This window comes from Streptomyces sp. NPDC002092 (genome assembly GCF_053593775.1).
In genome coordinates, this window is the sequence record NZ_JBSFDG010000004.1 from 153,575 (window position 1) to 170,585 (window position 17,011).

Sequence of the window (17,011 nt, forward strand, 5' to 3'; positions counted from 1 at the left end):
TCAGGGGAGTCCAGTCCAATGGGAGGGCTCCGCGTGTGGGGCGCGGGTGTGGCCCTTGGTTCGCAGGGTTGGACCCGTGCAACCTGTGAACGGTTGTGTCGGCATTCACAGAATTCTTATGTGGCCTACGTCACTCACTACCGGCAAGCGGCAGTTCACGAAGCTGCATTCTTAATGCGAGCCCGGTCACGTACGCTCTGCCTGCTCGACAGACGATGCACATGACAGCCGCCTGACGAGTACCTCGATGAGCCCCTGTAGAACCCCCCGAGAGCCCTCACAGAAAGGCGTCCGCGCCGTGGCCGACAGACCGTCCGACGAGCGGAGATCCGGTTCCGGCGAGGAGCCTTCCATACCCGACGACGTGTGGGACAAGTTCCTCAAGGACACCGAGGCGGAGCTCGGCTCCGCACCCAAGGAGCCCTCCGCCCGCGCCCGCATGGTCACCGAGCGGCTGCGGCAGCAGGACGCGCGCGGCGAGAGCCCGGAGAACTGGCGCGCCGGTCCGGCCCGCCCCGAACGGCGCCGCCGCATCTGGCCGGTGCTCGGCGTGCTCCTCGCCGCTGCCGTGGCCGTCGTGGCCGTGAAGCCGTCGGTCATCCCCGGTGACCCCTTCGGCACTAAGGACCACGCGGGCCCCTCCGTCTCCCCCCTCCCGGCGGAGACCGCGGCCCCCACCGCCCCGCCCTCCCCGGCCGACTCCCAAACCCCCTCCTTCGCCCGGCCGTTCGCCGGCTCCCCGGCCGAGCGCTGGGCCGACGGCGCGGCGGGCATCGTCCTGCCCAAGGCGACCGCCGTCGGCACGCTCTCCAAGGCCCAGGTCGAGCAGGCCCTGCAGCAGACCAGGACCCTTCTGGTCGACGCGAACCTCAACTCGGCCACCCTGCGCGGCGAACGCCCCGCCACCGCGCTCGGCGTGATCGAACCGCAGCAGAAGGACCTCCTCGCACGGCTCAACACGGCCTTGGCCAAGCCGGACGAGAAGCACGATCCGCTGTCCCTGTTCAGCCGCTTCGACCCGGCGCAGGTCAAACTCGTCGGCGACGTGATCAAGACCCGCGGCCGCATCACCTTCACAGCCGGCGAACAGTCCTCCGTCGCCGTGCACGCCGACTACACCTTCGTCTACCCGGTCGCCCGCACCGACGGCTCGAAGGAGGTCACCCGCACCATCGTGCGCCGCGTCCTCGACATCCAGATGTCCGACCCGGCCCGCTACAAGGTCACCCCCGGCAAGATCACCATCCGCCGCTACGACCGCGACATCGGCAACTCCGCCTGTGATGTGTACGACGGCTATCTGCACCCGGGGTTCACGTCGGACACCGCGACCGGCGCCCCTCCCACGGGCCCGACGACGGACCCGTACGACCGCAGCAAGGGCATCGACGACGGCCTCACGAAGGGCTGCGGGACGGTGTCCAGGGTCTGACCGGTGCACGAGGGTCCGACCGGTACACGGAGGCCCGATCGGCACACGGACATGCGAAGGGCCCCGCGGGCTTGCGCCGCGGGGCCCTTCTCCGTCAGCACCGACGTCAGGGCAGCGCCGGTGCCTGGGAGCGGCGCCGGGGGGTTGCGCCGCTTGTCCTGTGTGCCCTGGGTCGCCGCCCCGGCGCATTCGGGGCGCACGGATGGTCTCGACCTCTGACGGTACGGAAGTGCAAGCAATGCAGTTGTCTGCGACGGGACTTGGGGGCTTTCTACGCATCGTGCTGGATGGACGGGGCGTACGCAACCGTTTGACCCAGGGTTGTGCATTTTTGCATTTTCCGCCGGTCGGCCCCGGGCGTCCCCGGAGCCGACCGTTCTCTTGGGTGACCGGGCTGCTGTCCCCTGCCGTCCGGTCACAACCCTGGAGTGAGGTCCCACGACGTTCGGCACGACCCGTACGTCTCATCACTCCAGCAAGCCACGCGTGGTTCTTTCGGGCCCGCCCCTGGCTGGCACGGACACCACCACCAACGAAGGGGCTCGCCGGGCGGTCACGCGCCGTACGGGTTAAAGGGTCTGCGAACTCAGATGCGACCGCGGCACAGTTCGAGCATCGTCATGGCGAGGGACGTACCGGGCTTGCCGAGGGCCTCGCTGTAGTGGCCGAGGACCTCCATCTCGCGGGACAGGTTCACGCGCCGCCCGCCTGAGGCGATCCGGGCCTCCTGGATGACGGCGGAGACGGCCATCCGTTCCTGGATCAGGCCGATGATCCGGTCGTCGAGAGCGTCGATGCGCTCCCGCGCGCCGGTGATCACTCCGGCGGCCTCGGGGGTACGGGCGCCGGTCTTCTCCGCGACGTTCTTCTCGGCTGCGGTGGCGGTCATGTCGGGGCTCCTCATCGGTGGGTGGGTGCGGTGCCCCGGAGCGGCAGGACCCGGAAAACGACAGGCGCCCCGGGCCTTGTCGGCCCGGGGCGCCTGGGAAGTCGCTTGTCAGTAGCTCAAGCGGCACGACCATGGCAGCCGGCGGGCCGGTTGCCATAGGTAAAGAGGAAGGTCGCGAGCGTGAGCATGGGGCCAGTATGCCCGGCCCGACGGTGACGTCCAACATGGTTCGCATCGTGAGACCTGGGCGGGCATTGTCAGCCCGTCCGGCGTTTGAGGACGAGGCCGTTCAGGCCGAGAGTGGGGGTCTGGGGGCGGCAGCCCCCACAGGGACGGTGAGGTCACCCACCAGCACCCCGGTTAGACTCGGTACCACAACCCCTCGCCCAACCGCCGGAAGGCACCCCGTGTCATCAGCGACCTCCGCTGCCGCCGCTCCCGACACCGTCCTGGTCGTCGACTTCGGCGCGCAGTACGCCCAGCTCATCGCCCGTCGCGTCCGCGAGGCCCGGGTCTACAGCGAGATCGTGCCGAGCACCATGCCGGTCGCTCAGATGCTCGCCAAGAACCCGGCGGCGATCATCCTCTCCGGCGGCCCCTCGTCGGTCTACGCGGAGGGCGCCCCGCGCCTCGACCGCGAGATCTTCGAGTCCGGCGTCCCCGTCTTCGGCATGTGCTACGGCTTCCAGCTGATGGCCACGGCCCTCGGCGGCATCGTCGACAACACCGGCGCCCGCGAGTACGGCCGTACTCCTCTGCACGTCTCCAAGACCGGCTCCACCCTCTTCGAGGGCACCCCGGACGAGCAGTCGGTGTGGATGTCGCACGGCGACGCCTGCTCCGCCGCCCCCGAGGGCTTCACCGTCACGGCCTCCACGGACGTCGTCCCGGTCGCCGCCTTCGAGAACGACGAGAAGAAGCTCTACGGCGTCCAGTACCACCCCGAGGTCATGCACTCGACGCACGGCCAGCAGGTGCTGGAGCACTTCCTGTACCGGGGTGCGGGCCTGACCCCCTCCTGGACCACCGGGAACGTCATCGAGGAGCAGGTCGCCGCGATCCGCGAGCAGGTCGGCGACAAGCGCGCCATCTGCGGTCTGTCCGGCGGCGTCGACTCCGCCGTGGCGGCGGCGCTCGTCCAGAAGGCCATCGGCTCCCAGCTGACCTGCGTGTACGTCGACCACGGACTGATGCGCAAGGGCGAGACCGAGCAGGTCGAGAAGGACTTCGTGGCCGCGACCGGCGTCCAGCTGAAGGTCGTGGACGCTCAGGAGCGGTTCCTCAAGGCGCTCGCCGGGGTCTCCGACCCCGAGGAGAAGCGGAAGATCATCGGCCGCGAGTTCATCCGGGTCTTCGAGCAGGCCCAGGCGGAGATCATCGCCGACGAGGGCCCGGCGGTGGAGTTCCTGGTCCAGGGCACCCTCTACCCGGACGTCGTCGAGTCCGGCGGCGGCACCGGCACCGCCAACATCAAGTCCCACCACAATGTCGGCGGCCTCCCCGAGGACCTCGAGTTCCAGCTGATCGAGCCGCTGCGCAAGCTGTTCAAGGACGAGGTCCGGATGGTCGGCCAGGAGCTGGGCCTGCCGGAGGAGATCGTCCAGCGCCAGCCCTTCCCGGGCCCCGGCCTCGGCATCCGTATCGTCGGCGAGGTCACCAAGGAGCGTCTGGACCTGCTGCGCGAGGCCGACGCCATCGCCCGCGAGGAACTGACCGCGGCCGGCCTCGACCGCGACATCTGGCAGTGCCCGGTGGTCCTGCTCGCCGACGTCCGCTCGGTCGGCGTCCAGGGCGACGGCCGGACCTACGGCCACCCGATCGTCCTGCGCCCGGTCTCCTCCGAGGACGCCATGACGGCGGACTGGTCGCGCCTGCCGTACGACGTCCTCGCGAGGATCTCGACCCGGATCACGAACGAGGTCGCGGACGTCAACCGGGTCGTCCTCGACGTGACGTCGAAGCCGCCGGGCACCATCGAGTGGGAGTAGGTCCCTGCGGTGAAGGGGCTCAGGTGCGCTTGATGGTGCGCAGGGGTTCACCGGGCTTCCAGACCTGGACGACGAGGTACTCGTCGTCCTCCACATAGGTCCTCACGACCTCGGTCAGCTCGGTACGGAAGAGGTGGAACGGCTCCGGCGGTTCCACCTCTTTGCTGTACGCCGCCTTCGCCTCGCCGTCCTCGACGCCGACCGCCCGCCCGCCGATCCGCACGTCACCGCCGCCCATGGCGGTGCCCGGCCCCGGATTCGCCTGGAGCGCGAAGCGCGGGTCGCGGTTCAGATCGAGGGCCTTGAGCGAGCCCGGCATCATGCCGAGCCACAGCTCACCGTCGAGGAAACGGACCTCCAGGCCGGTCGTACGCGGGGAGCCGTCCTTGCGGAGGGTGGCGAGAACGTGGTGCGTGAAGGCGCCGAAGCGTTCCTCGACGGTCCGGGCCAGCTCCGGTTCGGCGGCGAGGAAAGCCGCCCAGTTCGCTGCCGTATTCGCTGTCATACGGCGAGTGTGGCCCCGATACCCGACACCCTGTGTCGGGTATCTGCCGGGTGGGCGCGTCATCTTTACAGAACATCTCTGTTCTCCTGGGCTGACCGACGGTAACTTCCGCCCCGTAGAGCAACCCAGTGCTGGAGGACAGATGCACGGGACCCCCGGGACCGGGCCCACCCCGCCGCCCGCCGTTCCCAGCGACCGGCTGCGGTTCGCGATGCCGCCGATGCACGACTCGGTCGACGACGAGCGCCGGCATCGCAAGGAGCGGCTCGCGGGCGCGCTGCGGATCTTCGGGCGGTTCGGCTTCGAGGACGGCGTCTCGGGGCACATCACCGCGCGCGACCCCGAGTACAGCGACTGCTTCTGGGTCAACCCGTTCGGGATGCCGTTCAAGCACGTCACGGTGAGCGACCTGGTGCTCGCCAACTCGGACGGGCAGGTGATCGAGGGGCGCTACCACGTCAACCAGGCCGCCTTCACCGTCCACGCCCAGGTCCACGCGGCCCGTCCGGACGTGGTGGCCGTCGCCCACTGCCACTCCGTGCACGGCCGCGCCCTGTCCGCGCTCGGCGACCTCCTGGACCCCATCACCCAGGAGAGCTGCGCCTTCTACGAGGACCACGCCCTCTACGACGCCTACACGGGCGTCGCCGTCGACGCCGAGGAGGGCCGCCGTATCGCCACCGCACTGGGCTCCCGCAAGGCGCTCGTCCTGCGCAACCACGGACTGCTGACGGTCGGCGACTCGGTGGACGCCGCGGCCTGGTGGTTCCTGTCCATGGAACGCTCCGCCCAGGTCCAGCTCACCGCCAAGGCCGCAGGACGTCCCCTGCTCATCGACCACAGGGCGGCGGTGGCGACCCGCGAGCAGCTCGGCGGCGACCTGGTGGCATGGATCAACTACCAGCCGTTGTGGCAGGACATCAGCCGCAGCGAGCCGGATCTGCTCAGCTGACGGTTTCAGAATCCTCGCAGTACGGCCGCCTTGGTCATCGCGAACTCCTCGTCCGTGAGGACCCCCTCCCGGTGCAGCTCGCCCAACTCCCGCAGCCGCCGCAGGAGTACGTCGTGGTGGTCGGCAGCGGGCGGCACGGCGGCCGTCGGCGGCCGTCGCTGCGCCTGCTCGCCGCCGCCCCGGGTGGACGGATGCGGCAGCCGCGCGGTGATCGCGGTGGCGACGAGCGCGGTGAGCAGGTCGCGCCGGGCGCTGCCCCACAGGTCCAGGGCGTACGGGTCCTTCTCCGGCGGCAGCTTGGAGAACACCGTCTCGCGGGTCACGAAGCGCAGGAAGCCGTCCTCGTAACCGGAGTTGGGCAGCCACTCGACCTGCACGAGGTCTCCGACGGCGATGATCCGCGGCCCGGTCGCCCGCTTCACCCGGTCGGAGGTGTCGGCCCAGTCGATGCGCACCTGGGTGCCGTCGAAGGAGACGGTGCCGTCGGAGGACCGCACCGAGACCGGGACGGGCGGCCCCGGCAGCAGATACGCCTTGGTCGGCTCCTTGGGGATCTGGTCGAGCAGCAGGGCCCGGCGGATCTCCTCGGCGACGTACTCGGCCACCCCGGCCCGGTCCACATCCACCACCAGCCGGTACGGATCGGCCGGATCCGGCAGCCGCCCGCCGGTCGCCTGGAGCAGCGGATCGGCGCCCTCGCGCAGCCGTATCCGCAGCCGTCCGCGCTTGCGCTCCGGTTCGAAGACCACGCCCGCGACGGCTTCGAGGGGCACCGCGACCTCCCCGTACGTCTGCCGGAACAGCGGTACGGAGCGGTGGAGACCCGGCGTGATCCTGACCGTGGTGCCGTCGAAGGCCCAGGTCCCGTCCCGCTGGATGATCTCGGCCATAGGGAAATTCTCGCAGCCGGGTCAACACGACGGCCCCACTTCACCCCGGGCTGACCAGACCTGGCGGGCGCAGGTGGCGTGGCGTAGGGCACAATTCGCTGTCATCACACGGGTGTTGCAGGGCGGCGGCCGACTGCCGGACAGGGCCGCCGGCCGTAGGCGTTGCGGGGAAGGCGGGCGGCGGGCGTGGCGGTGCAGGAGGCGAGAGGCGGCGCGGACGCGGGCGCCCGCAGAGGTGCGCACGGCGGTGGCTGCACCTGCGGGGACTGCCCGCACGGGGCGCGCGAGGGGCACCGGCGCGCGGTCGCCGAATTCCTGCTGATGCGCGACGGTTTCGCGGCCGGGAAGGGGCTGCCGGCCGCCGTGGCGCACTCGGCCTCGGCCTCCCGCCAGTGGGTCTCGGAGGAGCTCACACAGTCCGCGGAACTCGTCGCCGAACGCGGCCGCGCCGAGGGCGAGGCATGGCTGGCCCGGCTGTGGCGGCGGACCGTGTGTGCGGTGTGGGCGCTGGTGTTGCTGTTGCTGCTGGTGCAGTCGCTCACGGCCATCGGCGCGGGCTGGACGACGGCACGCACGGCGGGCCTCCTCGCGGCTGTGATCGTGGGCGGTGTGCTGACCGCCGCGTCCTGGTTCCACCGGGCGCGCGGCGGAGTGCTGGCGCCCGTCGTCGGTGAGGACAACCGCCTGTCCACGTCCCGCACGGTGGCGGCGGCCTGGGTGGTGTTCGTCGCCTACGCCGTGCTGCACCTGGCCGGCCGTCTCGCCGCGGCCTCCGACCACGCCGAGCGCGACGCCGTGATCTCCGGTCTCGAACTCGCCCGCGGCGCCGGTGTCGTCACCGTCCTCGCCGTGGTGTGCGGCATCGCGGTGCTGGTGCGGCGCGTGGTGGGGCTGCGGGTCCTCGGCCAGCGGCTGCAGAAGGTACGGGCGGACCGGCCCCGGGCGGCCGACCTGCTGACCGACGACTCGGGGCGGGGCACCTTCGCCGACATCCAGTACGTCGTGATCAGCACCGTCGCCGCCCTGTTCGCCGCCGTACGGCTGGCCCGCCGCCCGGACCAGCTGCCGGACCTGCCGTGGGGTCTCGCGGTGGTGGTGCTGGTGTCGGCGGCGACCTATGTGGCCGGCAAGTACGCGGAGGGCGGCCGCCCCGTGATCCTCTCCGTGGTGCGCGCCCGGGAGGCCGGTGACCTAGACGCGCCGATCCGCACGGGCGACGACATCGAGATCCGCGGCGCGGGCTTCGTCCCGCCGGGCGCCCAGGGCGCCGACCGGCTGACGCGGATGGTGGTCCGCATCGGCACGGTGAACGTCCATGTGCCCCTCGTCCCGGTGACCGGCGGCTTCAGCAACCCGACCGACGCGGCACTGACGGTGCCCGTGCCGGCGGAGGTGGAACCCGGGAGGGTCGAGGTGCAAGTAGTCACCGCAGCGGGGGTAGAGACGAACAGATACGCGATCGACGTGACGGACTGACTGATCCTCACGGACTGAACAGGACAGCCCCTCTCTACACAGGGCACGGGCGCTGAAATCGGCACGAACGCATTGAGCGCACCGTCCTCGACGTACGTATCGTCTTGTGAGGGGTCCCGGCACCGCGGGCGAGAGGCGACAGCGATGACTCACGGCATACGCACCGAAACGCACACCCCGTACCTCGACGGCGATCGGAGCTGGCGCGATTCCGTCACCCGACACGCCCTCCTTCCGCTCCGCGTCTTCCTCGGCGTCACCTTCATCTACGCCGGGCTGGACAAGCTCACCAACAGCGCGTTCATGAAGGGCTCCGGCTCCGGGTCCATCGGCGACATGATGCGCAACGTCCGCGACTCCTCCGCCATCCCGGCCATGGTCGACATGGCCCTGAAGAACCCCGTGGGCTTCGGATACGCCATCGCCCTGGGTGAGTTGGCGGTCGGCATCGGCACCCTGATCGGCCTGTTCGCGCGCCTGGCGGCGCTCGGCGGCGCACTGATCTCCCTCAGCCTGTGGCTGACCGTGAGCTGGGCCTCCGACCCGTACTACTACGGCAACGACCTCGCCTACCTGATGGCCTGGCTCCCCCTCGTCCTCGCGGGCGCCGCCACGTTCTCCCTGGACGCCGCACTCCGCGCACGGCGCAGGCAACGGGCGGCCGGCTACCGGTAGCTCGGCACGAAGTGGGCCTGGTCAGGTTCCCGGTGCGTTCAGCTGTGCCTCACTCGTGCCCTTTCCGGACACCGCAGCCCTGCGTCGCCGTATGCCCCGGGCCAGTGCTCCCGCTACGCCGGCCAGGCAGAGGCCGCCCGTGACGAGCGGGATCACCGCGAACCACGGTGTCTCCCACAGGCCGGCCGCGTCACCGGCGTAGAGGGCGCCCGCAAGGGCCAGGGAGACGCCGGCGACCAGCTTTCCCGGCTGGAACTCATGACGCAGCACGGCTCACCTCCGCCTGTCCGAGACCGACCCGGAGCCCGAGGTCGAGCGTGCCGGTGTTCTTGCCGCCCGAGACCGGCGGCAGGGTCACCTCCTTGTGTTTGCCCGGCTCCACGTCCACGTCTCCCGGCTTGTCGCCCGGCAGCTGGATGTCGCCCAGCCCCACGTCGATGCTCAGCTTCACGGTCACGTCCTTCGGCACGATCACCTTCAGCCGGCCCAAGCCGACGTCGGCTCTGGTGCTCACCGTCTCTCCCTCGGCCGGGTGCAGCCGGCTCAGGTCCAGGGTGCCGACCCCGCTGCCGACCTCGTACTTCCCCCGCACGTCGGCCGCCGAGGTCGGCTGCCAGGTCGCGCGTATCCAGTGTGTGCCGACGTCCTTGGGCAGGGCCGCCGAGCCGGCGAGCAGGGCCGCCGTGATGATGGCGAGGAAGACCGAGCCCGCGCCCGTACGCCCCAGGAACGCGCTGACCGCGATGCCCAGACCGAAGACCAGGAGCGCGCAGGACAGCCCGGTCTGCAGGCTGGTGCCGAGCGTATGGTCGTCCCAGGTCAGCCCGGTGCCGAGGCCGCCCGCGAGCAGCGCCAGCAGGAAGACCCAGCCGCCGATCCAGCGTGGGCCGCGCGGTCTGGGTGCCGCAGGACGCGGTGTGCGGATGTCCGCGCGGTTGGTCCAGGACGTGCCGAGGCTGATGTTGACCGCCGCCGCGACGTCCCGGTCGCGGGAGTCCCGGGGGCCCCACAGATAGCCGGTGCCGCCGACATGCGTGCCGTCCTTGACGATGGGGTCGCGCCACCACGAGGGGTAGGTGACCATGATCGGCGGTGCCTGGGCCTCCGGCGGGGCGTCGGCGACGGCCTGCGCGGCCAGCGGGTCGGGGTCGGGGGCGCCGCGCTGCCGCGACCAGTACCCGGCGCCCGCGAGGAGCAGCGAGAGGACGACGGCGAAGGCGAGCACCCCGCCGTTCTTCAGCAGGGACAGGAACACCCCGCAGCCGACCAGCGCGAACATCACCGCGGTCAGCCCCTGGCCGTCGACGCGGCCGGTGAGCAGCTTGCGGACCTCGTTCTCCTCCTCGTCCTCGTACGGGATGAGGAGCCAGGCGAAGCCGTAGAAGAGCAGACCGATGCCGCCGGTCGCGGAGAGCACCGCGAGGGTGATCCGGAAGATCACCGGATCCATGTCGCACTGCCGCCCCAGACCGGCACAGACCCCGGCGAGCACCTTGTACCGGCGGTCGCGGCGGAACCTGCGGGGAGCCTCGGTGCCCTCCGCGTCCGCAACCCCCTCTTCCCGCGCGCCCGCTCCCGCAACGGGCCCGGCCCCGGCGCCCGGAGCGGGGCGCGGGCCGGAGCCGGGCCTGGGGCCCGTCGCGCCGCGCTCGTGATCTGTCATGTGTCCATGGTGACGGCCGAGCCGCTCGGACGGGAGTCGGTACGACCCTGGCCGGACCCTGATATCGCCCCTGAGCCGGCGCCCGGGAACCGTTCGACGGGGCCCGGGCTCGAAGATCAGGGGCGTCTCGGGGGTCGACCCTGATGCCCCTGTCCGCCGACCCTGCGAGTATCGATGGCATGCCGGAAGCCGCTGCAGCGCCACTTGTCGAACCGCGGCCGCCGCGCAAGCTCTACCGCAGCAGCGACGGACGCTGGCTCGGTGGCGTGGCGCGGGGGCTCGCCGGGCATCTCGGGCTGCCGGTCATCTGGGTGCGGCTGGTCTTCGTCGGACTGTTCATGGCGGACGGCCTCGGCGCGCTGCTGTATGCCGCGTTCTGGTTCTTCGTGCCGCTCGGCGTCGGTGGCGTCGGCGGCCAGAGACCCCCTTCGCTGGTCAGTACGGAAACCTCGCCGGACGGCCGTCGCAGACTCGTCGCCCGCAAGCCGGACAAGGGCCAGATCGTCGCCCTGCTCCTCATGGTCGTCGTGGCCCTGGTCTTCGTGGGCAATGTGAAGGTGGGCGGCGGAGCCAAGGCCTACCTGTGGCCCGCCGTCCTCGTCGGCGCGGGCGTCGCCCTCGTCTGGCGCCAGGCGGACAACGCCCGCAGGGCCCGCTGGGTGGAGGTCGGCAGCCGCCGGCGCACGCTCACCCTGCTGCGCGCGGCAGGCGGTGTCCTCCTCGTCACCGTCGGCGTCTCCGGCATCTTCGTGCTCCAGGGCTCCGCCGCCCACCTCGGCTCCGTCCTGCAGGCAGCCCTCGCGGTCCTCGTCGGGATAACGCTCCTCGCGGGGCCCTACCTCGTCCGTATGACCCAGGACCTCTCCGAGGAGCGCCTGATGCGCATCCGCGCGCAGGAGCGCGCCGAGGTCGCCGCCCATGTCCACGACTCCGTGCTGCACACCCTGACCCTGATCCAGCGCAACGCGGAGAACGCGAACGAGGTCCGCCGCCTCGCCCGCGCCCAGGAGCGCGACCTGCGCACCTGGCTCTACAAGCCCGAGGGCACCGGCAAGGACGAGGCCGACGAACCCACCGACCTGGCCGACGCGGTGCGCCGCAACGCCGCGGAGGTGGAGGACAAGCACGGCGTCCCCATAGAGGTCGTCATCGTCGGCGACTGCCCGCTCGACGAGAGGATCGCCGCACAGATGCAGGCCGCGCGCGAGGCGATGGTGAACGCCGCCAAGTACGGTGGCGAGGGCGGCGCCGTACAGGTCTACGCCGAAGTCGAGGGAAGGACCGTCTTCGTGTCGGTCCGGGACCGCGGCCCCGGCTTCGACCTGGACTCGATACCCGCCGACCGTATGGGCGTCAGAGAATCGATCATCGGCCGCATGGAGCGCCACGGCGGTACGGCGCGGCTGCGCGCGGTGCCGGACGGCGGCACGGAGGTCGAGCTGGAGATGGAGAGGGCGGAGAAGACGTGATGAGCGACCCGACCGAGGCGAACGCGGAGCCTGTGGAGCCGACGGCCGGCGCCGGCGCGGGTGAACGGCATGTGCGTGTGGTCCTCGTCGACGACCACCGCATGTTCCGTACGGGCGTCCAGGCCGAGATCGGCCAGACCGAGCAGACCGGAGTCGAGGTCGTCGGCGAGGCCGCGGACGTCGACCAGGCGGTCACGGTCATCACCGCGACCCGCCCGGAGGTGGTCCTCCTCGACGTCCACCTCCCGGGCGGCGGCGGCGTCGAAGTCCTGCGTCGCTGCGCCGCGTTGATGACGGACACCGAGCAGCCCGTCCGCTTCCTCGCGCTGTCCGTGTCGGACGCGGCGGAGGATGTGATCGGCGTGATCCGGGGCGGCGCCCGCGGCTATGTCACCAAGACGATCACCGGCACGGACCTCGTCAACTCCATCTTCCGCGTGCAGGAGGGCGACGCCGTCTTCTCCCCGAGGCTGGCGGGCTTCGTCCTCGACGCGTTCGCCTCCACCGACGCCCCGCCGGTGGACGAGGACCTCGACCGTCTCACCCAGCGCGAGCGGGAGGTGCTGCGTCTGATCGCCCGGGGATATGCGTACAAGGAGATCGCCAAGCAGCTGTTCATCTCCGTGAAGACGGTCGAGTCCCATGTCTCGGCGGTCCTGCGGAAGTTGCAACTGTCGAACCGGCACGAGCTGACCCGGTGGGCCACGGCGCGACGGCTGGTCTGAGGACCTCCGTCCGAAGCTCACACCACCCTCGTGGCGCCCGCGAACGGCATCTCGTCGACCGGCGCGATCTTCACGGGCTCCGACGGATTCGGGGCGTGGATCATCATCCCGTTGCCGACGTAGATGCCGACATGGCTGATGCCGGAGTAGAAGAACACCAGGTCGCCCGGGGCCAGTTCGGAGCGGGAGACGCGGCGGCCGGCGTCGATCTGGGCATAGGTCGTGCGGGGCAGGGAGATGCCCGCGGAGCGGTAGGCGGCCTGGACGAGCCCCGAGCAGTCGAAGGCGTCCGGACCGGTCGCGCCCCACACATAGGGGCTGCCCAGCTTGGAGTACGCATACGAGAGGGCCGCCGCGGCACGGGAGTCGGGCGCCTCGGCGGTAGCGGAGCCGAGGGACACAAGGCCGTCCCGGGCGCCCGCGGCTGACCGTGAGGCGCGGTCGGTGCCCTCCCCGAGCCGAGCGTGCTCGGCGGCCGACAGCCGGGCCACCAGGCGCCGCGCCGCATCCAGCTTCCCGGTGATCGTCTTCTCGTCGCGCTTCAGCTCTGCCTGCCGCGACCTGAGTCCGGCCAGCTCGACGCGGGCGGCCCCGCGCAACTGCTCGATCTCCCGCAGCTGTTCGCGTACGTCCGCCACAGCCGCCGCCTGCCGGGTGCCCGCCCGGTCGACGAACTCGGCGCCCTCGAGATAGCGGTCGGGGTCGTCCGACAGCGCGAGTTGCAGTGCCGGGTCGAGACCGCCGTCCCGGTACTGCGCAGCCGCAATCGAACCCAGCTCGTCCCGCGCCGAGTTGAGTTGGTCCGTCTTGCGCGCCGCTTCGTCCCGCAGTGCCGACAGCCGCCGTTCGGCGGCGTCCGTCTGCTCCTTCGTCCCGTCGTACTTCTCGGTGGCGACCTCCGCCTCCTGGTACAGCCTGTCCACCTCCGCCCTGACCTGCGTCGGCGTCAGTTCCGGCTCGGCGTGCCCGGTCCCGTCGAAGCCCGTCGCGGTCGCCGCGCCCGCCACGGCGATCGTGAACGCCGTCCGGGCCGGACGGCCGTTGAGCGAGCGCCGACTGGGTTTTCGGTGCGCTGCCACGTGGGCTGCCCGTCCTTTCGTACGACCGCTCCGTTCCGGGGCGGCTTACGCGTCCGGCGGCGGCCCGCACAGGGGGAGCGGGCCGCCGCCGGACCTTCTCGGCGGTGGTGGCCGGCTGCCGCCCCTGGCCCGGGCGGCGGTGGGGAGCCGGTCACCTGGTGGAGGACGCTAAACCTGTCTGTGTCGGCCTGGTAACGCGATGTGCGGAAGTGCCCCGGGCGGATCGCCGGGTGACCGTATGCGGCCGTGATCCAGGACTCACAGCGTCGACTTCACGCAGAGCGCTGACCGATGTGGCGGTTCCGGGACACATGGGGGTGGCGGAGTGCTATGGGCCGCATATATGCAGGATCCACCGATGAGGCCGGGGCGGTGTCCGGAGCCCCGTGCGCCTCTGTTTAAGCTCCGGCCTCATGGACGTACTCATCCATCTCTTCGTCGGCCTGCACATCATCGGCATCGCCGCGCTCCTCGGCGGCTTCTTCACCCAGATGAAGGCGATGGGCCGCGGCGAGGCCCGCTTCGTCCCCGCGATGCTGCACGGCGCGCTGACGATGCTGGTCACCGGCGCGATCCTGGTCGGCCTCAACCAGGCCGACGACCATCACGTCAACACCATCAAGATCGGGATCAAGCTGGCCCTGCTGATCGTGATCCTCGGCCTGGTCTATGTGAAGCGGGACGACGAGAAGATCGACAAGAGCCTGTTCGGGCTGGTGGGCCTGCTCACCACGGCGAACATCTTCATCGCGGTGCTGTGGACCTGATGCCGGCGCGGGCCGCGGCGACGGCCCCCGCGGCAACGGCCAGCCACGCCGCCACCGCGATCCACAGCAGCACCTCCCCGGGCCGCTTCAGCCGCGGGGCGTCGAGGACGGCGGCGATGGACAGCACGGCCGTCGCCGTCATCCCCAGCGGGAAAACGGTCGCCCAGCGCCGCACGTCGTAGCCGCGCCGCGGCCGGACCGCTTCGGCGACGAGCAGTACGGCGTACCAGGCCAGGTCGAGCACGAGCAGCGCCACGGTGACGGCGCGCAGGACACCCCGGTCGTCGCCGTCCCACAGGTACAGACGCGCGCTGTCCGCCGCGAGGAGCCTCGATCCGGCGAGCGCCGAGATGGCTAGCGCGCCGCCCGCCACCCACTGGTCGCCCAGCCCTTCCGTCACCTGTCGCAGATCGAAGAGGGCGAGCACACAGCCGTAGAGGACGAGTCCGAACCAGAACAGCACGAGCGCCGCGTGCGCGAGCCATGCCGTCGCCTCGACCTCGGCGAGCGTGGCGCCGAGCACAGCGAGCCCTTGCGTGGCCACGCTGCACAGGAACACCGCGCCGGGCATGCGACGCTGCCAGTGCCGTGCGACCTGCACCAGCAGCAGCGGCCACAGCACGGCCGCCAGCGCGAGCAGGGCCTCGGCGAGGGTCTGCCGTCCGAGGGCGGAGAACCGGGTGCCGAGGACGGTGGTCGCCGCGACGGCGGTCAGCGCCCCCGGCGTCCCCGCCTCCGCCCGCCACCTCTCCGGTTCCCGCACCAGCCGGACGCCGAAGCCCGCCGCAAGTACCGCCCAGGCGACACAGGACAGCCCCAGGACGACTCGCGACAGCACCTCGTACCCCGTCAGATGCAGTCCGAGCGACACACTGCCGGTCGCCATGACGGCGGCCCCGGCCGCCGGCGAACGCTGCGCCCACCAGGCACGGAGGAAGGTCGGGCCGGACATGGGGCCGATGCTAAGGAGTGCGGGGCGCGTTGAGGGCGGGCCACGCGCGCGTGCATCACAAACTGCCCCGCACGCGCGCGTGACCTGCCCCCTGGTGCCTCAGGCGGGGCGCACCACGCTGTGGATGATCGATTCGCCGCCGTAGTAGATCGACTCCTCGCGGACGTACGCGCCGGGCTTCGGGGCGTGGATCATCATGCCGTTGCCGATGTAGACCCCGACGTGGCTGATGTCGTCGTAGAAGAAGATCAGGTCGCCGGGCTGCGCGTCGGTCAGCGAGACCGTGGTGCCGGCGTTGACCTGGTCGTAGGTGGTGCGCGGGAGGGAGACGCCGGCCGCCTTCCAGGCGGCCTGGGTGAGGCCGGAGCAGTCATAGGAGCCGGGGCCGGTGGCGCCCCAGACGTACGGCTTGCCGATCTGCGCGCGGGCGAAGGCGAGCGCCTTCTCGGCCTTGGTGGCGTACGAGGAGTCGCCGGCGGAGGTGGATCCCGAGCCCGAGGCGGAACCGCCGTCCTGGGCCGCGGCCTCTTCCTTGGCCTTCTCCGCCGCCGCCTGCTGCTTCGCCAGCTCAGCGGCCTTACGGGCCGCCTCCTCCTCCTGCTGCTTCTGGATCGCCGCGAGCCGCGCCTTCTCCTGGGCGGTCAGCTTCGACAGCAGCTCGCGCGCATCGGAGAGCTTCTTCTGCACCGTGGACTTGGCGGTCTGCAGGTCGCTCTGTGTCGCGGTCAGCGTCTCGAGGCTCTTGGAGGCCTCCTGACGCTTCTTCATCGTCGCGGACTGCTCGGTGAAGTACTCGTCGACCGCGCTCTTCTGACGGGAGGTCAGCCGCCCCATGAGCTGCGTCTGGTCGAAGTAGTCCTGCGGGGAGTCCGCCAGCAGGAAAGTCGCCGTGTCGGGTGCGGCGGCTCCGGTCCGGTACTGGGCCGCGGCGAAGGATCCGAGCCGGTCCCGCTCCTCGTTGAGCTTCTGCGTGCGCTTGGCGACGTCGTCGAGGAGGGTGTCGACGTTCCTGCGCTGCTTCGTGGTCTTCTCTTTGGCCGCGTTGTACTTCTCGGTGGCCGACTCCGCCTGGCGGTAGAGGTCGTCGACCTTCTTCTCGACCTCTTCGAGGCTGGGCTTGCCGTCGGCGGCGGGGGCGGCGTTCGCCGACTGGGACAGCAGGGCCACCGAGGTGAGGGCGGCCGTGGCGAGGGCGGGGGTGCGTATGCCTGCTACGCGCGTACCCGCGGGGCGCGACTTGCGGTGCGACGCCAAGGGAGGCGACTCCTTCCATGCTCCGCCTACCGAGTTAGCTGTCGGGTTCGGGCGGGTGGTTCGGAAGGGTTGCCCTACGGTCCGTGCCCCGAAAGGGAGGAGACCGATTCACCCCAAGGTCGGTGTGGGTCCCCGGCTCCGGATGCGCGGCGGCGCCCCGGACTCGGCGGAGGCCGCGCGGCCCGGCGACGTTCGCCGGTGGGGGTCGTGCGGCCTGCCGGAACGGTAGCCAACTCGTGTGGCCCCTGTGAAGGTTGATGTTCGATATGCCCGATACATTTTCGTGACCTTCGGT

Annotated in this window: 16 protein-coding genes and 1 riboswitch; of the genes, 8 read left to right on the top strand and 8 right to left on the bottom strand. The window is 71.1% G+C overall.

The genetic code is table 11. From position 1 onward, the window contains the following. Positions 1–298: 298 nt before the first annotated feature. On the top strand, positions 299–1,432 hold the full coding sequence (locus ACWCRD_RS10780) for a hypothetical protein (protein ID WP_450965519.1): 1,134 nt from the start codon (positions 299–301) through the stop codon (positions 1,430–1,432). A gap of 586 nt (positions 1,433–2,018) precedes the next feature. Here the strand turns inward: ACWCRD_RS10780 and ACWCRD_RS10785 are convergent. Beyond that, positions 2,019–2,321 (bottom strand): chorismate mutase, encoded by a 303-nt coding sequence (locus ACWCRD_RS10785; protein WP_344404597.1) that lies wholly within the window; start codon positions 2,319–2,321, stop codon positions 2,019–2,021. A gap of 407 nt (positions 2,322–2,728) precedes the next feature. On the opposite strand from ACWCRD_RS10785, the gene guaA reads away from it, so the two are divergent. Further along, positions 2,729–4,309, top strand: coding sequence for a glutamine-hydrolyzing GMP synthase (gene guaA / locus ACWCRD_RS10790; protein ID WP_450965520.1), 1,581 nt, complete (start codon positions 2,729–2,731; stop codon positions 4,307–4,309). Between the two features lie 19 nt (positions 4,310–4,328). Here the strand turns inward: guaA and ACWCRD_RS10795 are convergent, their stop codons facing one another. Continuing rightward, the gene (locus tag ACWCRD_RS10795) at positions 4,329–4,814 is read right to left on the bottom strand and encodes a pyridoxamine 5'-phosphate oxidase family protein (protein WP_450965521.1); all 486 of its coding nucleotides are present in this window, start codon (positions 4,812–4,814) and stop codon (positions 4,329–4,331) included. 142 nt (positions 4,815–4,956) lie between these two features. Here ACWCRD_RS10795 and ACWCRD_RS10800 point away from each other — a divergent pair, with 142 nt between their 5' ends. Next, complete coding sequence (locus ACWCRD_RS10800) at positions 4,957–5,766, top strand: class II aldolase/adducin family protein (RefSeq protein WP_450965522.1); 810 nt, start codon at positions 4,957–4,959, stop codon at positions 5,764–5,766. A 5-nt stretch (positions 5,767–5,771) separates the two neighbouring features. Here the strand turns inward: ACWCRD_RS10800 and ACWCRD_RS10805 are convergent, their stop codons facing one another. After that, positions 5,772–6,656: a DUF4429 domain-containing protein gene (locus ACWCRD_RS10805; RefSeq protein ID WP_450965523.1), complete on the bottom strand. Its 885-nt coding sequence runs from the start codon at positions 6,654–6,656 to the stop codon at positions 5,772–5,774. Positions 6,657–6,842: 186 nt separating this feature from the next. Here ACWCRD_RS10805 and ACWCRD_RS10810 point away from each other — a divergent pair, with 186 nt between their 5' ends. Together ACWCRD_RS10810 and ACWCRD_RS10815 are read left to right on the top strand one after the other, a co-directional pair. Further along, positions 6,843–8,132 (top strand): hypothetical protein, encoded by a 1,290-nt coding sequence (locus ACWCRD_RS10810; RefSeq protein ID WP_450965524.1) that lies wholly within the window; start codon positions 6,843–6,845, stop codon positions 8,130–8,132. Between the two features lie 144 nt (positions 8,133–8,276). After that, the gene (locus tag ACWCRD_RS10815) at positions 8,277–8,807 is read left to right on the top strand and encodes a DoxX family protein (RefSeq protein WP_450965525.1); all 531 of its coding nucleotides are present in this window, start codon (positions 8,277–8,279) and stop codon (positions 8,805–8,807) included. Between the two features lie 21 nt (positions 8,808–8,828). On the opposite strand, the gene ACWCRD_RS10820 is transcribed toward ACWCRD_RS10815, so the two are convergent. Next, positions 8,829–9,077, bottom strand: coding sequence for a hypothetical protein (locus tag ACWCRD_RS10820; protein WP_450965526.1), 249 nt, complete (start codon positions 9,075–9,077; stop codon positions 8,829–8,831). Next, the gene (locus ACWCRD_RS10825; protein WP_450965527.1) at positions 9,064–10,470 is read right to left on the bottom strand and encodes a PspC domain-containing protein; all 1,407 of its coding nucleotides are present in this window, start codon (positions 10,468–10,470) and stop codon (positions 9,064–9,066) included. The genes ACWCRD_RS10820 and ACWCRD_RS10825 overlap by 14 nt, the downstream gene beginning before the upstream one ends. A gap of 179 nt (positions 10,471–10,649) precedes the next feature. On the opposite strand from ACWCRD_RS10825, the gene ACWCRD_RS10830 reads away from it, so the two are divergent. Next, on the top strand, positions 10,650–11,939 hold the full coding sequence (locus tag ACWCRD_RS10830) for an ATP-binding protein (RefSeq protein ID WP_450965528.1): 1,290 nt from the start codon (positions 10,650–10,652) through the stop codon (positions 11,937–11,939). Next, a complete protein-coding gene (locus ACWCRD_RS10835) occupies positions 11,939–12,664 on the top strand; it encodes a LuxR C-terminal-related transcriptional regulator (protein ID WP_450965529.1) in 726 nt (241 codons plus the stop codon). The genes ACWCRD_RS10830 and ACWCRD_RS10835 overlap by 1 nt, the downstream gene beginning before the upstream one ends. A 17-nt stretch (positions 12,665–12,681) precedes the next feature. Here ACWCRD_RS10835 and ACWCRD_RS10840 read toward each other — a convergent pair whose 3' ends face one another. Further along, positions 12,682–13,743 carry an NlpC/P60 family protein gene (locus ACWCRD_RS10840; RefSeq protein WP_450965530.1) on the bottom strand — a complete coding sequence of 354 codons (1,062 nt, stop codon included), beginning with the start codon at positions 13,741–13,743 and terminating at the stop codon, positions 12,682–12,684. 413 nt (positions 13,744–14,156) lie between these two features. Here ACWCRD_RS10840 and ACWCRD_RS10845 point away from each other — a divergent pair, with 413 nt between their 5' ends. Next, entirely contained in the window at positions 14,157–14,510 is a 354-nt protein-coding gene (locus ACWCRD_RS10845) for a hypothetical protein (protein ID WP_450965531.1), read from the top strand. Here ACWCRD_RS10845 and ACWCRD_RS10850 read toward each other — a convergent pair. Continuing rightward, positions 14,488–15,462: a tellurite resistance/C4-dicarboxylate transporter family protein gene (locus tag ACWCRD_RS10850; RefSeq protein WP_450965532.1), complete on the bottom strand. Its 975-nt coding sequence runs from the start codon at positions 15,460–15,462 to the stop codon at positions 14,488–14,490. The genes ACWCRD_RS10845 and ACWCRD_RS10850 overlap by 23 nt on opposite strands. A 99-nt stretch (positions 15,463–15,561) precedes the next feature. After that, positions 15,562–16,716 carry an NlpC/P60 family protein gene (locus tag ACWCRD_RS10855; RefSeq protein WP_450965533.1) on the bottom strand — a complete coding sequence of 385 codons (1,155 nt, stop codon included), beginning with the start codon at positions 16,714–16,716 and terminating at the stop codon, positions 15,562–15,564. 8 nt (positions 16,717–16,724) lie between these two features. Continuing rightward, a riboswitch (cyclic di-AMP (ydaO/yuaA leader) is annotated at positions 16,725–16,878 on the bottom strand. Positions 16,879–17,011: the final 133 nt, after the last annotated feature.

Coding starts and splice junctions, on each gene's coding strand:
- ACWCRD_RS10785 (WP_344404597.1), bottom strand. CDS start 2,321: ATGACCGCCACCGCAGCCGAGAAGAACGTCGCGGAGAAGACCGGCGCC.
- ACWCRD_RS10795 (WP_450965521.1), bottom strand. CDS start 4,814: ATGACAGCGAATACGGCAGCGAACTGGGCGGCTTTCCTCGCCGCCGAA.
- ACWCRD_RS10800 (WP_450965522.1), top strand. CDS start 4,957: ATGCACGGGACCCCCGGGACCGGGCCCACCCCGCCGCCCGCCGTTCCC.
- ACWCRD_RS10805 (WP_450965523.1), bottom strand. CDS start 6,656: ATGGCCGAGATCATCCAGCGGGACGGGACCTGGGCCTTCGACGGCACC.
- ACWCRD_RS10815 (WP_450965525.1), top strand. CDS start 8,277: ATGACTCACGGCATACGCACCGAAACGCACACCCCGTACCTCGACGGC.
- ACWCRD_RS10825 (WP_450965527.1), bottom strand. CDS start 10,470: ATGACAGATCACGAGCGCGGCGCGACGGGCCCCAGGCCCGGCTCCGGC.
- ACWCRD_RS10830 (WP_450965528.1), top strand. CDS start 10,650: ATGCCGGAAGCCGCTGCAGCGCCACTTGTCGAACCGCGGCCGCCGCGC.
- ACWCRD_RS10835 (WP_450965529.1), top strand. CDS start 11,939: ATGAGCGACCCGACCGAGGCGAACGCGGAGCCTGTGGAGCCGACGGCC.
- ACWCRD_RS10845 (WP_450965531.1), top strand. CDS start 14,157: ATGGACGTACTCATCCATCTCTTCGTCGGCCTGCACATCATCGGCATC.
- ACWCRD_RS10850 (WP_450965532.1), bottom strand. CDS start 15,462: ATGTCCGGCCCGACCTTCCTCCGTGCCTGGTGGGCGCAGCGTTCGCCG.